Annotated in this window: 18 protein-coding genes and 1 other RNA gene; 9 read left to right on the top strand and 10 right to left on the bottom strand. The window is 37.0% G+C overall.

Annotated features, from left to right (window positions below):
* Nucleotides 1-55: 55 nt before the first annotated feature.
* From B5440_RS12195 to recR, 4 genes are all read right to left on the bottom strand, one after another.
* Nucleotides 56-1,393, bottom strand: a complete 1,338-nt coding sequence (locus B5440_RS12195) for a dihydrolipoamide acetyltransferase family protein (protein WP_070054117.1) — start codon at nt 1,391-1,393, stop codon at nt 56-58.
* A 182-nt stretch (nt 1,394-1,575) separates the two neighbouring features.
* Complete coding sequence (locus B5440_RS12190; RefSeq protein ID WP_070054118.1) at nt 1,576-1,887, bottom strand: type II toxin-antitoxin system RelE/ParE family toxin; 312 nt, start codon at nt 1,885-1,887, stop codon at nt 1,576-1,578.
* Nucleotides 1,877-2,146, bottom strand: a complete 270-nt coding sequence (locus B5440_RS12185; protein WP_070054119.1) for a hypothetical protein — start codon at nt 2,144-2,146, stop codon at nt 1,877-1,879. Before B5440_RS12185 ends, B5440_RS12190 begins: the two co-directional genes overlap by 11 nt.
* A 36-nt stretch (nt 2,147-2,182) precedes the next feature.
* Nucleotides 2,183-2,800 carry a recombination mediator RecR gene (gene recR / locus B5440_RS12180; protein ID WP_070054120.1) on the bottom strand — a complete coding sequence of 206 codons (618 nt, stop codon included), beginning with the start codon at nt 2,798-2,800 and terminating at the stop codon, nt 2,183-2,185.
* 285 nt (nt 2,801-3,085) lie between these two features.
* Between recR and B5440_RS12175 the strand changes: the two genes are divergently transcribed.
* Nucleotides 3,086-4,531 (top strand): sodium:solute symporter, encoded by a 1,446-nt coding sequence (locus B5440_RS12175; RefSeq protein WP_070054121.1) that lies wholly within the window; start codon nt 3,086-3,088, stop codon nt 4,529-4,531.
* Here the strand turns inward: B5440_RS12175 and B5440_RS12170 are convergent.
* Nucleotides 4,502-4,864, bottom strand: coding sequence for a CoA-binding protein (locus tag B5440_RS12170; protein WP_070054122.1), 363 nt, complete (start codon nt 4,862-4,864; stop codon nt 4,502-4,504). The genes B5440_RS12175 and B5440_RS12170 overlap by 30 nt on opposite strands.
* A gap of 491 nt (nt 4,865-5,355) precedes the next feature.
* Between B5440_RS12170 and B5440_RS12165 the strand changes: the two genes are divergently transcribed.
* From B5440_RS12165 to B5440_RS12150, 4 genes are all read left to right on the top strand, one after another.
* Nucleotides 5,356-7,713 (top strand): TonB-dependent receptor, encoded by a 2,358-nt coding sequence (locus tag B5440_RS12165; protein ID WP_070054123.1) that lies wholly within the window; start codon nt 5,356-5,358, stop codon nt 7,711-7,713.
* A 220-nt stretch (nt 7,714-7,933) separates the two neighbouring features.
* On the top strand, nt 7,934-8,239 hold the full coding sequence (locus tag B5440_RS12160; protein ID WP_141728126.1) for a hypothetical protein: 306 nt from the start codon (nt 7,934-7,936) through the stop codon (nt 8,237-8,239).
* Between the two features lie 81 nt (nt 8,240-8,320).
* A complete protein-coding gene (locus tag B5440_RS12155) occupies nt 8,321-9,658 on the top strand; it encodes a TonB-dependent receptor plug domain-containing protein (RefSeq protein WP_079711141.1) in 1,338 nt (445 codons plus the stop codon).
* A gap of 9 nt (nt 9,659-9,667) precedes the next feature.
* Nucleotides 9,668-10,603, top strand: coding sequence for a TonB-dependent receptor domain-containing protein (locus tag B5440_RS12150; protein ID WP_079711140.1), 936 nt, complete (start codon nt 9,668-9,670; stop codon nt 10,601-10,603).
* Between the two features lie 67 nt (nt 10,604-10,670).
* Here B5440_RS12150 and B5440_RS12145 read toward each other — a convergent pair whose 3' ends face one another.
* Nucleotides 10,671-12,302: an ABC-F family ATP-binding cassette domain-containing protein gene (locus B5440_RS12145; RefSeq protein ID WP_057480140.1), complete on the bottom strand. Its 1,632-nt coding sequence runs from the start codon at nt 12,300-12,302 to the stop codon at nt 10,671-10,673.
* Between the two features lie 176 nt (nt 12,303-12,478).
* Here B5440_RS12145 and B5440_RS12140 point away from each other — a divergent pair, with 176 nt between their 5' ends.
* Nucleotides 12,479-13,897 (top strand): TlpA family protein disulfide reductase, encoded by a 1,419-nt coding sequence (locus tag B5440_RS12140; protein WP_070054125.1) that lies wholly within the window; start codon nt 12,479-12,481, stop codon nt 13,895-13,897.
* A gap of 147 nt (nt 13,898-14,044) precedes the next feature.
* Here B5440_RS12140 and fsa read toward each other — a convergent pair whose 3' ends face one another.
* The 3 genes from fsa to ffs form a co-directional block, all read right to left on the bottom strand.
* Entirely contained in the window at nt 14,045-14,701 is a 657-nt protein-coding gene (fsa, locus tag B5440_RS12135; RefSeq protein ID WP_070054126.1) for a fructose-6-phosphate aldolase, read from the bottom strand.
* Nucleotides 14,702-14,739: 38 nt separating this feature from the next.
* Nucleotides 14,740-15,561, bottom strand: coding sequence for an SDR family oxidoreductase (locus tag B5440_RS12130; protein ID WP_070054127.1), 822 nt, complete (start codon nt 15,559-15,561; stop codon nt 14,740-14,742).
* Between the two features lie 44 nt (nt 15,562-15,605).
* An RNA gene (gene ffs / locus B5440_RS12125) (signal recognition particle sRNA small type) lies at nt 15,606-15,704 on the bottom strand.
* Nucleotides 15,705-15,791: 87 nt separating this feature from the next.
* On the opposite strand from ffs, the gene B5440_RS12120 reads away from it, so the two are divergent.
* From B5440_RS12120 to B5440_RS12110, 3 genes are all read left to right on the top strand, one after another.
* Complete coding sequence (locus tag B5440_RS12120) at nt 15,792-16,859, top strand: glutaminyl-peptide cyclotransferase (protein WP_070054128.1); 1,068 nt, start codon at nt 15,792-15,794, stop codon at nt 16,857-16,859.
* Nucleotides 16,859-17,263, top strand: a complete 405-nt coding sequence (locus B5440_RS12115; protein WP_070054129.1) for an acyl-CoA thioesterase — start codon at nt 16,859-16,861, stop codon at nt 17,261-17,263. The genes B5440_RS12120 and B5440_RS12115 overlap by 1 nt, the downstream gene beginning before the upstream one ends.
* Before the next feature lie 113 nt (nt 17,264-17,376).
* Nucleotides 17,377-17,739: a DoxX family protein gene (locus B5440_RS12110; protein WP_070054130.1), complete on the top strand. Its 363-nt coding sequence runs from the start codon at nt 17,377-17,379 to the stop codon at nt 17,737-17,739.
* A gap of 119 nt (nt 17,740-17,858) precedes the next feature.
* Here the strand turns inward: B5440_RS12110 and B5440_RS12105 are convergent.
* Nucleotides 17,859-18,058 (bottom strand): transposase (locus B5440_RS12105; RefSeq protein WP_143533311.1); only part of this gene is annotated, 200 nt, incomplete at its 5' end.

Below are 18,058 nucleotides of genomic sequence, written 5' to 3'. Positions count from 1 at the left end.
TTAAAAAGAAAAAACCGGCTAAAATTAGCCGGTTTTTTTAGAATATTATTTGAATTTATATCTCTCGATCCTTGTCAAATCCTTCAAGATATTGCGCTACACGTTGTACAAATTGGCCTCCAAGCGCTCCATTTACAACCCTGTGATCATAACTGTGCGAAAGGAACATCTTGTAACGAATTCCTATAAAATCGCCATCTGGAGTTTCTATTACTGCGGGTACTTTTCTAATGGCTCCCAGGGCAAGAATTGCAACTTGCGGTTGGTTAATTATAGGCGTTCCCATAATACTTCCAAAAGTTCCTACGTTGGTTACGGTATAAGTTCCACCCTGAATATCGTCTGGCTTTAATTTATTCTGGCGTGCACGGTTTGCAAGATCATTTACCTTTTTAGCAAGGCCAACAAGGTTAAGTTGATCAGCATTTCTAATTACCGGCACTATTAAATTTCCATCTGGAAGAGCTGCAGCCATCCCAAGATTAATATTTTTCTTCTTAATGATCTTATCGCCATCTACCGAGATATTGATCAATGGGAAATCACGAATAGCTTTTGCCACGGCCTCCATAAAAATTGGAGTAAACGTAAGTTTTTCTCCTTCTTTCTTCTGAAAATCGTTTTTGTGCTTGTTTCTCCAGTTCCAGATATTGGTAACATCTACCTCTATAAAAGATTGAACGTGAGCTGAAGTTTGAGCGCTATCAACCATATGGTGTGCGATCATTTTACCCATTCGGCTCATTTCTATAATTTCATCTTCTCCTGAAGGAACTACTTTTTCAGACTCGGCTTTGGCGCTGGCCATTTTGCCGGTATCTGCAGAAGGTGCTTGTTTTGCCTTTGGCTTTTGCTTGGCAGAAGTTCCTTTCTCACGGTTCTCAACGTAAGCTAAAATATCGTCCTTAGTTACCCGGTTATCTTTACCGGTACCTTCTACTTCTTCCAACTCGTCAAGGTCTATACCTTCTTCTTTTGCTATATTCTTTACCAGTGGAGAGTAAAACCTGGAAGCATCAGAAAAATCTTTACTTCCCGCAGTTTCTTTTGCAGTCTCTACACTTTCAGCTACTTCGTCAGCATACTCCTCTTCTTCGCTTTCATCGTCAAGATCAAGATCTAATTCATCATCACTACCGGCAGGAATTTCACCTTCGGTTTCAATAATAGCTATTGTTTGGCCTACCTGCACTACATCATCGGCTTCAAAAAGTTTTTCTACCAATTTTCCTTCTACTTCGCTGGGGACTTCGCTATCTACTTTATCGGTAGCGATTTCCAATACCGGCTCGTCGGCTTCAATGGTATCTCCAACTTCTTTTAGCCAGTTGGTAATCGTTGCTTCGGCGACACTTTCGCCCATTTTTGGTAGCTTAAGTTCAAACTTTGCCATATCTATAATTGAAAGCTTATTTTAAGGTTTATGTTTGCGAATTTAATGAAAATTCAAGTTTAAAAGTATTAAAAAATCAATAAATTAAATTCTCATTATATATTTTCTCTCGTAGAAATGAAATCCGCTTTTGGGTAAAATTACAATTTCATAAGCTGAAACTAAATTTTTCAGTAGAAATATTATTGATTAAGTGGAAGTTTTCGGGGATCCTGTCGTGTATCAAAAACATGTAGAATCCTAATAAGAGTTTCATTCGGAACACTATAAAAAATAGAATTATGCTTTGTCACCACACATTTATAAAACCTCTTTTCTTTTATGAGTGCAAGAAACTGATAAGGATTTAACTTAATTAGCTCTACCGAATGGTCTAAGGTATTAAAGAAATTTTCACTAACTGTTTTGCCCCATTTATTTTCAAGATAATCAAGAATACTGTCTAACTCCTTTATGGCTGAAACAGCCCAAATAACTTCCCTTTTAGAAGCCATATTTATCTTTTACTCTTCTTGCAACTTCTTTATGAGGAACTCCTGCTACTCTACCTAAACTTTTTTCAGCATCTTCAATTCTTTTTTTTTGCCAATCAGGCATTAGATCCCACTCCTCAAGGTGATAATCGGTTTGCGGTTCCTCAATATTTTCTTGTTGATGAAAATTTTCAATTAACTCCTGAACTTGAATCAGTTGAGCTTCATTAAGTCCCTCTAATTTTTCAATAATCGCTTTTTTAAATGCTGAAATTTCCATCTGTTTATTTTGTAGCGAGAAGTTCACTTAAAGATATCAATTTTTAGCAGAATTTTCAAAAGGAACCCTGTTGGTAATACTTCTTCCTAAAGTCACTTCATCTGCATACTCCAGTTCGTCTCCTACCGAAATTCCGCGTGCTATTGTTGAAGTTTTAATACCGGTACCTTCCAATTGCCTGTAGATATAAAAATTAGTGGTATCGCCTTCCAGCGTGCTGCTTAGGGCAAAAATGATCTCCTCTACTTTTCCTGCCTGCACTTTTTCTATTAATGGTTTAATACTAAGCTGAGAAGGGCCAATACCATCCATAGGACTTATTTTACCGCCAAGAACGTGATAATGCCCGCGGTATTGATCGGTATTCTCAATAGCCATTACATCGCGAATATCCTCTACCACGCAAACAATTTCTGAATTCCTGGAAGGATTAGCGCAAATGGCACACAAATCTGTATCGCTAATATTATAGCAATTTTTACAAAGTTTTATTTCGGTTCTTAGCTTAGTAAGTGCATCTGCCAGTTGTTTGGTTTGCGATTCGGGCTGCTTTAGCATATGCAATACCAGCCTTAAAGCGGTACGCTTACCAATGCCCGGAAGTTGAGACATTTCATCTACGGCCTGTTCCAATAGTTTTGAAGAAAAATCCATATTGCGAATTTATGATTTTTACTCGATAATCGAGATTTAAATATGCTGTCCTGCAAGGACTGAAAAATAATTTTCAGATCCACGTCTTTTGAGCTTGCCCAGCCCAGAGGTTCTTGATCGTTCATTTTAAGTAAACGACTTCGGAGCAAGCTCACGAAGCATTATTATTGGTAAATATAATTTGATTTTCGAGGCAAGCCTCGGAGCATTTAATTTCGATTATCGAGTAAGCGGGTGAAAGTTTAAGCTTAATTTGTAAATTCGCCACTTCACAAAATCATCGCTATGCAGCCCTACCAGATTTTAATTCTAATCGCCGCCTATTTCGGACTTTTATTTTTGGTTTCTTTCTTTTCCAGTAGAGCGGGTAGTAATGCTGAATTTTTTCGAGCTAACCGGGAGTCACCCTGGTATATTGTTGCTTTTGGGATGATTGGTGCTTCGCTTAGCGGGGTTACTTTTATTTCATTACCGGGTACAGTAGCTACAGATAGTTTTAGTTATTTTCAGGTAGTTCTGGGTTATACCGTGGGTTATGCGGTGATAGGGCTTATTCTCCTGCCGCTTTATTATAGGTTAAACCTTACTTCTATTTATTCTTACCTGGAATCACGCTTCGGAAAATATTCCTATAAAACCGGGGCTTCATTTTTCTTGCTTTCCAGGATAGTCGGCTCTAGTTTCAGGCTTTTTTTAGTCGCAAATGTGCTGCAGCTTATTCTTTTTGATGAACTGGGAGTTCCATATTACGTTACCGTTTCTGCAACTATATTCCTTATTTGGTTATATACTTTTAGAAGCGGAATTAAAACCGTGGTCTGGACAGATACCCTGCAAACATTTTTTATGTTGTTGTCGCTTGGAGTGACTTTAATCGTGGTTTCAGATGAATTAGGGCTTAAAGCGGGTGGAATGATCAATCACCTATCAGAAAGCGGACTTACAAAAATCTTCTTTTTTGAAGACTGGAAAAGCAGTGATCACTTTATAAAACAATTTGTAAGCGGTGCATTTATTGCCATTGTAATGACGGGCCTTGACCAGGATATGATGCAGAAAAACCTAACCTGCCGAAACCTGAAAGAAGCTCAAAAAAATATGTTTTCTTTTACCATTGTGCTTACCGTGGTAAACATGATGTTTCTTATTCTGGGCGTTCTACTTACGCAATACGCCGATCTAAGCGGAATAGATGCCATTAAAGATGAACTTTTCCCTGCTATTGCAACCGGCGGTGAACTAGGAATTGGCGTGGCTATTCTTTTTATCCTGGGACTTATCGCTGCAGCGTATTCCAGTGCCGATGGTACTTTAACCGCGCTTACCACTTCTTTTAGTATTGATATTCTTAATATCGAAAAACGCTATGAAGAGGCTAAACAAATGAAAATCAGGAAGCAAATTCACATTACTATTTCAATTTTATTTATCGCAGTAATGCTGATTTTCAAATATGCGATAGCCGATAAAAGTGTGATCAATAAATTGTTTGAATTTGCCGGTTATACCTACGGGCCTTTGCTGGGACTCTATACGCTTGGTTTGTTTACCAGCATTAATGTGAAAGATAAGCTTGTACCTATAGTAGCGATTTTGGCACCAATTTTATCTTATATAATTAGTATAAATAGCCTGGTGTGGTTTGGTTTTGAATTTGGCTTCTTTATTTTAATTCTAAATGGTTTCTTAACCCTACTGGGATTAATATTGATTCGTTCCAAGCATAATTAAAGTACAGGCTACTTCAATTTCAATATTATTTTTTCTAAGTATTTCGTAAAATTCCTGATTTTCGGTTCCGGGATTAAAGATTACCCGTTGTGGATTTAAAGAAACAATATAATCGTAGTATTCTCCCTGTCGCGGTGGGCCAAGATAAAGTGTTACCGTATCTATATCCTGAAACGGAATTTTCTCGGTTTCAATTTTCACTCCTTCCACTTCTCCTTTACGCAATCCAATTGCCACTGTAGGTTGATTATACCTAACCAATCTCTTTATGGCAATATTTGAATATCTCGCCGAATTTAATGAGGCTCCAAGAACTAATGTTTTCTTCTCCATATTACAAAGCTAAGGCTTAGGCCCAAGTGTAACAAATATACTTTAGCAGAGTCTTTTGTGTAGATAGGCTTGCTGGAATATAGATGTGATGGTTAGTAAACCGGCGACTTATCTTTAGGCTGTCTGGGAGTTGTGGTTCAGCTAAACTAGTATCAACTTCTAAGTTGTTTTAATTAATAGCAGCTTGGATCCTGACAGGAGGACCATTTTTTAAAACGCTCAGATGGCTTTTTTTAATTCTTTTGAAAATACTGTAACATTTCATTTTTCTACTCGTCTTTATAGTAGGAGAAAGATCAAAATTGCAAAAAACGATGTTTTTCTATTATGTTATGCAAAGTATATGGTATAACAAATTAACGGGGTTATTCATCGATCAAAACCGATAAATTCTATTCATCACAACTATGAATTTATCAAGAAATACATTTAAGTAATATGTATTACAAGGAATTATTTTAAACATACTAATCATCAAAATCAATCAAAAAATGAAACAGTTATTTTTAATTTTAGCATTATGTATAGGCAGTTTTACTGCAATGGCCAATGAACCCGTGGGCAAAATTTCGGGTTCAGTAATGGATGGCGACCTGGAAGAACCTATTCCTTACGCCACCATTAGTATTACCGATATGGAAGGCAACCTGGTTTCAGGAAACACCTCAGCAGCCGATGGTACTTTCAGCATAGATAAAATCCCTAATGGCACTTACACCTTTAAAGTCCAGTTTATGGGCTATAAACCCTTTTCAAAAGAAATTGAAATCACCAAAGATCACAAAACATACAACTTTGGTAATATCGAGTTAGAACCAGATGTAGCGATGCTGGAGGGTGTTACGGTAGTTGCAGAACGCACTACCATAGAACAAAGAATTGACCGCAAGGTGATAAATGTTGGAAAGGATCTTACTACTACCGGCGCCAGTGCTTCAGAAATAATGAACAATGTACCTTCGGTTAATGTAGACCAGAATGGTAATATTGCGCTTCGCGGAAATTCTAACGTAAGTATTCTTATAGACGGCAAGCCAACCAATATGGATCCGGCCCAATTGCTGAAACAAATTCCATCGACTTCTATAAAAACTATTGAATTGATCACTAATCCTTCAGCTAAATATAACCCGGAAGGAATGAGTGGGATCATCAATATTGTATTACATAAAAATGCTAACGATGGTTTCAACGGGAATCTAAATACTGGCGTAACCATTGGTGAAAACACTCGCTATAACGGTTCGCTGGATATGAATTATAGAAAAGGGAAATTGAATTTCTACGGAAATTTCGGCACCCAGTTTGGGGATCGCAACAACCTTGGACGAATTAATTTTACCGAAGATAATTACCGTCAGGCTTTCGATATCACCAATAGCAGAGAATCTTATTTATACAAGCTTGGGGTAGATTTTTACCTGAACGACAAGAATACATTTTCATTTTACACAAACCAGAACCATTACGATGGCGGACCTCTGGGCGCACTAAGAATAATTTATCCTACTAATCCCGAGTTAAATCTAACGCAAAACCTTGATGCTAATTTCAATAATATTAATAGCACCTACAATTTTGCTTATGACCGAAAATTTGAGAAAGAAGGTCATAAAATTCTATTTGAATTAGATTACAATACTTTTGATGAAGATGAAAATTCAGTCTTCAACTTTGAAGGAGACACTGATGGTTTCACAGATTACCGTGATCACGTAAAAGAAACAAGGGAAAATATTATTGCAAACGTAGATTATGAAAATCCTCTTTCAGAAAATAGCAAGCTGGAAGTTGGTGCCGAAGTTAGACTTTTAGAAACCGATAACGGTTACACGACTACCAGCACTTTTCTTGACGCTGCTACTTATCAATACAAAAGAGATATTTATTCCTTTTACACTACTTACGGGCAGAATTTCGAAAAATGGTCTTACCAGCTTGGTGCCAGATTGGAGAATTTTAGCGTAGATGCAATTTACAAGGGCGAAAATGTTTTTAGTGATGAATACTTCAATATTTATCCCAGCGGATTCTTGAATTATACTCCAAGTGAAACAAATTCCTATCAATTAAGCTATAGCCGAAGAGTTGATCGCCCCGGTTTTGGGCAGGTTAGTCCTATTCGAGAGATCAGCACACCAAGATTAACTGTTTCGGGAAATCCTGAATTAGACCCACAGTTTACCAATTCCCTGGAACTTAATTACACCCGAAAATTCACTAAAAAAGGAAGCTTAACTGCCGGAGTATTCTTCAGAAATATTAATGATGAAATCAGCCAGGTTTTTATAGAAGATCCCAACGAAGAAGGTTCACTTCTACTGCAATTTGACAATTTTGAAGATAATAATGCTTATGGTTTGGAACTTGGCACCAATTATAAATTCACCGACTGGTGGAGCACCAATACAAATTTAGACTTATATAGCCAGAAATTAAAAGGCGTGGTTGGCACCGAGTATTTAGAAACCGACAATACAGCCTGGACTTTTAGAACCAACCATAGTTTTAAAGCAACCGAGAATTTGACTTTTCAATTATTCGGGTTTTACCGAAGCAAAGCCAAAGACCTGCAAATGGATATGGACCCAATGTATTTTATGAATTTAGGAGGCCGATATTCTTTTCTGGACGGCAAAGCTACACTTAGCCTTAATTTTAATGATGTTTTTGACACCCAGGAATTCAGCTTCACCAATGGAAGGCCTTTACCTCAAGAAGGAAGGTTTAAAGGAGAAACCCAGAACGTATATGTAGGCTTTTCATATAGATTTGGTGGCGGAAAAAACAGGGCTCTAAAAAGAAAACAAAGAGACGATAACGAAGCCGATGGCGGCGGAATGTTCTAAAGAATTTAGATAGTTTGTAGTTTAGTTTAATTAGCCAAAAAACCCGGTAGATGATACCGGGTTTTTTATTTTAACATTTAATTCTTCTTCAATGTGATTCAAGTCACATTCTAATACCTACAATTACATTTACCTTTGCATTTAAATGGAAAAAAGAAGCACATTTATCATTTTACTATTCACGGTAGTTATGCTGTTTAACAGCGTAAAGAGTGGTTTTATGATAAGCTTCTACCTGGTAGATAATTCAAGTTTTACTGAATTATTCTGTGTTAATAAGGACAAACCTGAATTGGAATGTAATGGAAAGTGTGAAATTTCCAAATTAAGTCAGGATTCTACCACCAAGGAGAAACCAACACATCTTGATTTTCTACAGCGGCAACTAGTTCTCTTTTTTAACCCAATGCAACAACTGGAAGTTTTTCAGTTTTCAAAAGACGAAAAAACTCCAGTAGCTTATTTAAATAATTATACCTACCAATACTTGCCAAAGTCTTTCCATCCACCTTCTCTTAAAGCTTAATTTTTTCAGATTTATCATAAAAATCCATCGGTATAAACCGGCGGATACAATCTACTTATATCAATTTTTAAATAGAATTAAATGAGAATTTTAAGCATATTATTATTCCTATTCTCTACCCTATTGCTACAAGCGCAGTCTAAAATAAGTCTTGTAGACGAATTTAGTATGGAACCTATAAAAGATGCAACTATACAGGTTAAAGGCAGCAGTAAAGCAGCTGTCAGCAACAAAAAGGGAGAAGTTTTTATAAATTTTTCTGAAGAAGATACGCTTCAGATAAGTCACCTTAAATACCGAAAACAAAATATGTCAAACATCAAACCGGGTGAGGTTATCTACCTGAAAAGATTCACTTTTAGAATAAGTGAAATCCTTCTCCTGGGAAACCCACAAATAGATCCTGCACAAAGCCTGGTAAAAACTAATTTTAGAGAAAAGGTGGTGCAGCCCAAGAATGCCGGAGAGCTTTTTAGCGATATAAACGGGTTTTCACTTATTAAGCGAGGTAGTTACGCTATGGATCCAAGTATGCGTGCCAGCCAATATGAACAAATAAACATTCAATTTGACGGTGGTACTAAGGCGATGCATGCCTGCCCAAGTCGGATGGATCCCATTACCACCCTGGTAAATCCCGAAGAAGTTAGTAGAATTGAAATTATTAAAGGCCCTTTTAGCGTTCGATACGGAAATACTTCGGGTGGAATTATTAATATGGTAACCGACAATGCAGTGGAAACCACTGATAAATTTTCCGGCAACATTTCTTCAGGATACGAAAGTAACGGGAATTCTATGGTAAATATGGTTCAACTGGAAGGCCACCTAAATAAATGGGATCTTTCGGGGAATTTTAGCCAAAGAGATTATGGAGATTATGAAGATGGAGATGGGAGAAGCATTCCTTCCTCCTTCCGCAGTCTGGGTTATAATTTGGAAGCAGGCTATTCCTTCAACGAAAATAATAGGTTAAAAGCAGGATTCAGGCAATCCTTTGGACGCGATGTAAAACACGCGGGATTAATGATGGATACCGATGAAGACAATAGCAGTATTTTTAGCCTGGATTATAACTACAGGGCTGAAGCTGGAAAATTTAAAGGTTTAACCGCAAAGGTCTACTATTCTTTTGTAGACCATATTATGGACAATTACCAGCGTCCTTCTTTTAATCGAATTGAAGCAATTTCTAATGTAGAGGCAACCACTTATGGTGGAAAACTGGAAGCCGAATGGAAACTAAACAACAAGTGGCGGTTATTTTCTGGAATAGATGTCACAAATCTCTCCCGTGATGGGCAAAGAGAACGACTTGTTAAAATGAATATGGCAGGCGAACCTCTAGCAATGCCTATGGAATTCCAGGATAAAGTTTGGCAGGATAGCTATGTAAATAATTATGGCGTTTTTGCCTAAGCCAGGTTTATACTCAACAAAGAGAATATTTTTAATTTTGGAGCTCGTATAGATCATATTGTTTCAGAAAGCCGCGACCCAGACGAAAGTTTTGCTGAATTATACCCGGAAAATGGAAAGCGCAACGAACAGCTTTTTAGTGGAACTGTAGCCTATAAACACCTATTAAAAGAGAATTATTCCCTGGAACTTTCCTACGGAAGAGGTACCAGGCCGGCAAATATGGAAGAACGCTATATTGCCTTTTTTAATATTGGAAGAGATCCTTATGAATATGTAGGAAACCCTAATCTGAAAGCGGAAGCAAATAATCAATTCGAACTGGGCCTTAATGGAAAAGAAGTTTATACCGGTGCCCTGGAAAATTTCAATTTCTCCGTAAGCGCATTTTATTCAATATATGAGAATTATATCGTTGGTTTAGTAGATGAAAGCTTAACGCGAAAGAATATGCCAAATCAGCCGCCTGTGCACCCAAAAGTGTTTAGAAATCTTGATGATGCTTACAAAACAGGTTTTGAACTCTCGGGAGAACTAGTGTTTAAGTCCGGTATTAAACTGAGCACAGACCTGGCTTACACTTACACCCAAAATGAAGATCTTGGAGAGTCGCTACCGCTGTCTCCACCATTGGTAAGTAGATCACGAGTAGAATATGAAAATTCTAAGTTTTGGACCGGGATCTATTACAATATCACCGCAGACCAGGAGAACATTGCTCCTTCCTTTGGAGAGACCAGAACTCCAGGTTATAGTTTAATGGATCTAAAAGCCGGAACTACCGCTATTAAAAACCTAAATATTGGTGTGGGCATCCTAAATGTTTTTGATAAATATTATTACAGCCATTTAAATTTCGCATTTAATAACCAGGCAGACTTTACCCGCCAACCAATCACCGAACCGGGCAGAAATTTTACGATTTTTATTAATTATAATTTTTAATTAAAGGCTATTACAAAATAATAAATCCCGCAGATAGCGGGATTTATTATTTTATAATTCAGTTGTTTTAAGCCTCTACAGCATACATTTTATCACGTTGCTCTTTAATCTTTTTATCACTCATATATTCATCAAAAGTAGCATAACGATCTATAGCTCCTCCAGGTGTTAGTTCAATTACACGGTTTGCAACTGTTTGTGCAAATTCGTGATCGTGTGTGGTGAACATTACCGTTCCTTTAAAATTCTTTAGCGAATTATTAAAAGCAGTAATAGATTCCAGGTCAAGGTGGTTTGTAGGTTCGTCTAACATTACAACGTTAGCCCGCATCATCATCATTCGGCTTAACATACAACGCACTTTTTCACCTCCAGAGAGAACTTTACAGGTTTTTAGCGCTTCTTCCCCACTAAATAACATTTTACCTAAAAATCCGCGTATATAAACTTCTTCTCTTTCTTCATCGGTTTTAGCCCATTGTCTAAGCCAATCCACCAAAGTAAGATCATTTTCAAAAAACTCTGAGTTATCTAGCGGAAGATAAGATTGAGAAGTGGTAACTCCCCAGGAATATTTACCGGATACCGGTTCCTGATTTCCGTTTATAATTTCATAAAAAGCCGTGGTAGCTCTGGAATCTCTTGAATAAATTACAACTTTATCGCCTTTAGCAAGGTTGATATTTACATTTTTAAAAAGCGTTTCACCTTCTATAGATGCTTCCAGTTTCTCTACATTTAAGATCTGGTCTCCGGCTTCCCGTTCGCGTTCAAAAATAATTGCAGGATACCTTCTGCTGGAAGGTTTTATATCTTCAATATTAAGTTTATCAATCATTTTTTTACGGGAAGTAGCCTGTTTAGATTTAGCTACGTTCGCACTAAAACGCTGTATAAACTCTTGTAATTCTTTCTTCTTTTCTTCAGATTTTTTATTCTGCTGAGCACGCTGTCTCGCGGCAAGTTGAGAAGACTCGTACCAGAAGGTATAATTACCACTGAAATGATTTATTTTTCCGAAGTCAATATCAGAAATATGAGTACATACGGCATCCAGGAAGTGACGGTCGTGAGAAACCACGATTACCGTGTTATCGTAATTAGCAAGGAAATGCTCTAACCAGGAGATGGTTTCGTAATCCAAATCGTTGGTAGGCTCATCCATAATTAGCACATCCGGATTTCCAAAAAGTGCCTGGGCCAAAAGCACTCTTACTTTTTGAGTACCATCAAGGTCTTTCATTAAGGTTGCGTGATATTGTTCTTTTATTCCCAAATTAGACAATAAAGAAGCGGCATCACTCTCAGCATTCCAGCCGTTCATTTCTTCAAATTCTACCTGTAAAACTCCTACTCTTTCCCCATCGGCATCGCTGAAATCTTCTTTCATATAGATCTCATCCATTTCCTTCTTGATCTTCGCAAGAGGCTGGTTCCCCATAATTACGGTTTCTAGAACGGGGGTATCGTCATACAAGTTGTGATTCTGCTCCAGTACAGACATTCGTTTACCCGGCTCCAGACTTACGTGACCAGAAGTAGGCTCAGATTTCCCGGAGAGGATATTTAAAAATGTGGACTTTCCGGCGCCATTGGCTCCAATAATTCCGTAGCAGTTGCCCTGGGTAAAAGTAGTATTCACTTCATCAAACAAGACCCGCTTGCCAAATTGAACCGAAAGATTTGATACTGAAAGCATAAAAATAGAATTTGTAAATTTTTGCAAAAATAACCAATCTTCAAGACTTATCTAAAGATTAACGTTTTTATTATTCTTTTAACTCCCGGTTAACATCCCGTATATAGGGCACTGGCTATATTTGCTCCTACTGCATTATTTAACAGCATTCCAGTCCCTTAGTTCTTAAGATTTACATGAAATATCATCTACTTTTTTTTCTTATCGGAGTTATACTTTTTACCGGTTGCACAGACTCTAAAAAAGACCAGGAAGGAACTTTTATTGGAGGGCAAATAATGAACCCCTACAATCCTTATTTTGTACTTTCTAAAGACAACAAAACCATTGATACGCTTTTTTTAGATCAAAACAATCAGTTTGGGAAAAAGCTGGAAGATATAGAGCCCGGAATTTATAGTTTTAAACATCCGCCCGAAAACCAGATCATGTATTTGGAACCTGGAGATAGTGTTTTGGTGTGGTTAAATACCATGCAATTTGACGAGTCTCTTAATTTTAGTGGTACCGGAGCGGCAAAGAGTAGTTTTTTACTCGATATGTTCCTTAACAACGAAAGGAACAATAATTTGATGCTTTCCTATTATAAGATTAATCCTACCGAATTTGCCGAGATCACCGATTCCATAAAGAAATCACGAAAAAATAAATTAAAAGCTTTAAACGAGAAGGAGCAGTTTTCTGAATCGTTTCTGAAACTCGCCAATAATAGTATAGACTACGATTTCTACCACCTTAGAGAACGCTATACATTTTTAGTAAAAAAATATTATAACGAACTTGCCCAGCAAATTCCGGAGGATTTTAATAGCTACCGGAAAAACCTGAATTTTAACGATACCCAGCTCAAAGAATATTATGGATATCTAAACTTCATTGAAGACCATCTAAGAACCCGGTCTATTGAGCGATGCCTGGATGAACTTGATACTAACTCTAATTGTTTTGAACTCCATTCTGTAGAAAATATCCAATACCGAATTAATCTTGCCGATTCTTTAATTGAGCAAAATGAGATCAAGAATATTTTTATAAACCGGCTGGCAATTCAAGGCCTAATTTTTTCAAGTAATACTGAAAAGATCGATAGCATTTTAGGCATTCTTGATCGTATTAATTACAATGGTGAGAACCTTCCACATCTAGAGCAAATGGCTAATATTCAAAAGAGCCTGCTCCCCGGAAATAATATCGGTAATCTACCTTTAGTCACTTTTGAAGACGAAATAGTTCGATTAGAAGATATTTCAAATAAACCTATTGTTACTTATCACTGGTCCTTGGAAGCACCCGAACATTATAAATGGCAACATTCTATTATTTCCAACCTAAGGGAGAAATATCCTGAACTGGAGTTTGTAGGAATAAATATTGATGAAGGTTCTAAACAAGCATGGAAGAATACTGTGCAAGCCTATGATATGAATAAAAACAGGGAATATAAATTAAACTCCCCCGATATTAATATCAATTTGCTTAAGAACTACCTTAATAAACTTATTTTCCTGGATACAGACGGCACTATAATTAATGGGAAAGCCCAGCTCAATACTCCTAATTTTGAAAGGCAAATCCTGGAGTTTTTGAACAATTAAAAAGGCTATTTAAAGAGTTCTGATTACGCCACGTCAAGCTGAATTTATTTCAGCTTCTAACTTGTTAGATCCTGAAACAAGTTCAGGATGACGTTAAACTTAATACCTCTTTAAATAGCCTTTCTGGAAAATTTTAATCAGAAAATCTTATTGATTTCCCTTCTTATAATCGGCAAGGAATTTCTCCAAACCAATATCTGTAAGTGGATGTTTTAGAAGCCCTTCAATAGAAGAAAGTGGCCCCGTCATAACATCTGCACCCAATTTCGCACATTCTAATACGTGCATGGTGTGACGTACAGAAGCTGCAAGGATTTCGGTTTCAAAACCGTAGTTATCGTAAATCAGTCTAATTTCAGCAATAAGGTTAAGACCGTCGGTAGAGATATCATCTAAACGACCAATAAACGGAGAAACATATGTTGCTCCCGCTTTAGCAGCCAACAAAGCCTGCCCTGCAGAAAATACTAGTGTACAATTGGTTTTAATACCATTATCACTAAAATATTTTATCGCTTTAATTCCTTCTTTAATCATAGGAACTTTTACAATAATTTGCTCGTGCAATTCTGCCAGCTCCTCACCTTCTCTAACAATCCCATCAAAATCGGTTGCGATCACCTCAGCGCTAACATCTCCATCTACAATATCACAAATCGCTTTATAATGCTTGTAAATATTATCTTTTCCGGTAATTCCTTCTTTCGCCATAAGAGACGGGTTGGTAGTAACACCATCTAAAACACCAAGTGCCTGGGCTTCCCTTATTTGATCAAGATTAGCGGTATCAATAAAAAATTTCATAATCTATAGTTGTTTGTTAATATGTTGTGTTCGCAAATTTATAATTTATAATGCTTAAGCAGCATTTTTTCATAAACTTTATCGGGCAGAATTCGCTTTAAGCCTACAGAAAATTTTTGGAGTGCTTCCCCTACTTTATAATGTCCACGAGGATCTTTTTCCTGAATAATTTTATGCACTGCTTTAGCCATAACAAAAGGATCTTTCCCCGCATCTACATCTTCATTCATCAATTTCAGAGTATTGCCATAAGGTTCTTTGTAAGGAGAATCTTCCAGCACCGGCGCGTGATAACGACCCGCCGCAATATTGGTAGCAAAATCCCCCGGGGCCACATTGGTCATTTTTATATTGAAATCTTTTAATTCCATTCTAAAAGCTTCGGTTGTGAGTTCCAAAGCTCCTTTTGAAGCCGAATAAATTCCTCGGTATGGCAAGCCCATATAGCCGGCAATAGAAGTAATATTTATGATAAGTCCGCTGTTTTGCTTTCGCATTTCAGGCAAAACCGCTTTAATCACTTTTATAGGTCCAAAATAATTGGTTTCAAAAGCTTTTGCGATTTCTTCATCTGGAGTCTCCTCAATAGGTCCGGTAATTCCTACACCTGCGTTATTAATAAGCACATCAAGCTTGCCTTCTTCCGCAATTATTTGTTCAATTGCAGCAGCAATAGTTTCTTTTTTGGTTACATCTAAAGCAACCATGGTAAAAGGTGGATGAGATATTTTTGCAGGATTTCGGCTGGTACCGTAAACTTTAAAATTATGTTTAGATAGATATTCGCCTATAGATTTTCCAATTCCGGAAGAAGCTCCGGTTATAAGCACTACTTTGTGAGGAGATGCATTTGTTTTCATAGGCTGCAAAGATGCGATAAAATTTAGAACCTTTTAGAAACAAAAAATGGCAAGCACCCCACATCACACCGCTACGACCGCCTACCCTTGCTGCGTTCCCGCCCTGGGGGATTCAGCAGGAGCTGGTTGTGTGGGACTTGCCGCTGCAAATATACAATCTTTCCTACTTTGCGCAAGTATTTTTTGAAGTGAATTAAGTATTTTAGCAAGGTATTTAATGCAAAGAATCAATGAATAAATTTAAGTTCCTGTGCCTGTTATTATTAGGCTTAATTATTTTTTCCTGCGGAAGTAATTCTGATAAAAAAACTTCTTATTTTAAGTTGAAAACCGACGAAAACAAGACTGAATTTCAACTTGGCGAGACGATTCAAGGCTCGATTGAAAATCTAAAAGACCGCCAAATAGATTCTATTCGCCTGTTTTTTCAGCAGAAATATTTAAAAACCCTAACCGCGGAAACTTCATTTTCAGTTTCTCTAGAAAAAACAAAATTAGGACGCCAAAAACTGGAAGCCATCGTTTTTTCTGAAGGAGAAACCGATACTATTAGTGACGAACTGAAAATTTACAACAATAAAGCACCAAAAGCTTATACCTATAAAGTAATTAAGGAATATCCACACGATAGTGAAGCATATACGCAAGGTTTAGAATTTTACCAGGACACTTTATATGAAAGCACCGGGCAATATGGAAATTCTTCTTTAAGAAAACTCGATCTTGAAACCGGGGAAGTTTTAAATAAGATCAACCTTGAGGACACTTATTTTGGCGAAGGACTTACTATTCTTAATAACAAACTTTACCTGCTTACCTGGCGCGAAAAAGAAGGTTTGATCTATAACCTGGACACTTTTGAGCAAACCGGTACTTTCGGTTACAACCAAAGTAAAGAAGGTTGGGGTCTATGTAACGATGGCGAAAAGCTTTATAAAAGTGATGGCACCGAAAAGATCTGGATCTTAGATGCAGAAACGCTTGCTGAAAAAGATTTTATACAGGTAGCTACCAACACTAAAATTTACTCGAAGTTCAATGAGCTGGAATGGGTTGAAGGAAAGATCTATGCCAATACCTACCAGTTTCCCAGCGTTACTATTATCAATCCAGAAAATGGGGCAATAGAAGGAGTAATAGATTTTAGAGGTTTACGCGAACAATTATCAAATCTTCCAAGTCTAGATCTTCAAAATCATGTTCTAAATGGCATTGCATACAATAAAAACACCCAAAAACTCTACGTAACCGGAAAAAACTGGGATACGATTTTTGAAGTAGAAATAATAGAAAAATAATGGCTACCACTCCCGAAATATTTGAACAGAGTTTTTTAGTTGAAAAAAAACATTTAGACGAGCAAAACCACGTAAATAATGTTCAATATGTACAATGGGTCCAGGATGTAGCAAGGGCTCACTGGGATGCGCGTGCGACTAAAGAGCAGAATGATAAATTTTTCTGGATTGTAGTAAAGCACGAAATTAGCTATAAACAACAGGCTTTTTTAGGAGATAAAATATTACTGCAAACCTATGTTGGTGAAACCTCTCACGTAAAGTCTACCCGTCACGTTATTATAAAAAATGCAGATAGCGGGAAGGTATTGGTTGAAGCAAAAACCATCTGGGCGCTTATGGACCAGGAAAAGAAGAAACCTGCAAAGATTTCAGAAGAATTAAAAAAGGTTTTTCAGCAATAGAAAGCCTTCTTATCAAGTATTTACTTACCAAAAGTTTAAGAAACAAACATAATATTTTGTTCAATGTTTTTAAATAAATAATAACATTTATATCTTTAGTTAAAACTTAAACTATGGAAACTTTTAAAATAATACTTCAGCTAATTGTTGGCCTGGGAATACTTAATGTTTGGCTCTTACGATTCAATAAGAAAACTACTTACCGGGGCGGAGAAGCGGCAAATATGAAAGATGAATTCAAGGCCTACGGATTACCGGAGAAACTGGTTTATCTAGTAGGTTTTATAAAAGTTACCTTAGCTTTAATGCTTTTGGCAGGCATTTGGCTGGAAATGCTGGTAGATCCTGCTGCAATTGGGATGGCTGTAATGATGCTTGGTGCTATTGCGATGCATTTAAAAATTAAGGACAGTTTAAAACAAACTTTGCCAGCTATAATTCTGCTTGTGATTTGCCTAACAATTTTATGGCTATAAAAAAGAGGCCGTCTAAAAAGTATTTAGATGGCCTTTTTTATTGATAAAAGTTTTTGTGAGAGAAGCGCTTCTTCTTTTGTAGATATTCTTAATGATAAAAAAGGAAGGAAGCCCCCTTCCTATGCTATACTGAATTTTCTTAAGTTGTGCGCCATAGCGATTAACCCTATTTCAGTAGTTACTTTCTCCATTCCCCGAAGCATAAATCGCTTGAAGCCCATGTTTTGCTTGATATTCCCAAAAACGGCTTCCACATCCCAGCACCGACGTTTACGATGTGCTATTCCCGCTTCACTTAATAGTAGGTTCCTAGCTTTTT

It is taken from the genome of Salegentibacter salarius, assembly GCF_900168265.1.
GTDB lineage: Bacteria > Bacteroidota > Bacteroidia > Flavobacteriales > Flavobacteriaceae > Salegentibacter > Salegentibacter salarius.
This window is presented reverse-complemented; position numbering and strand designations above follow the sequence as displayed.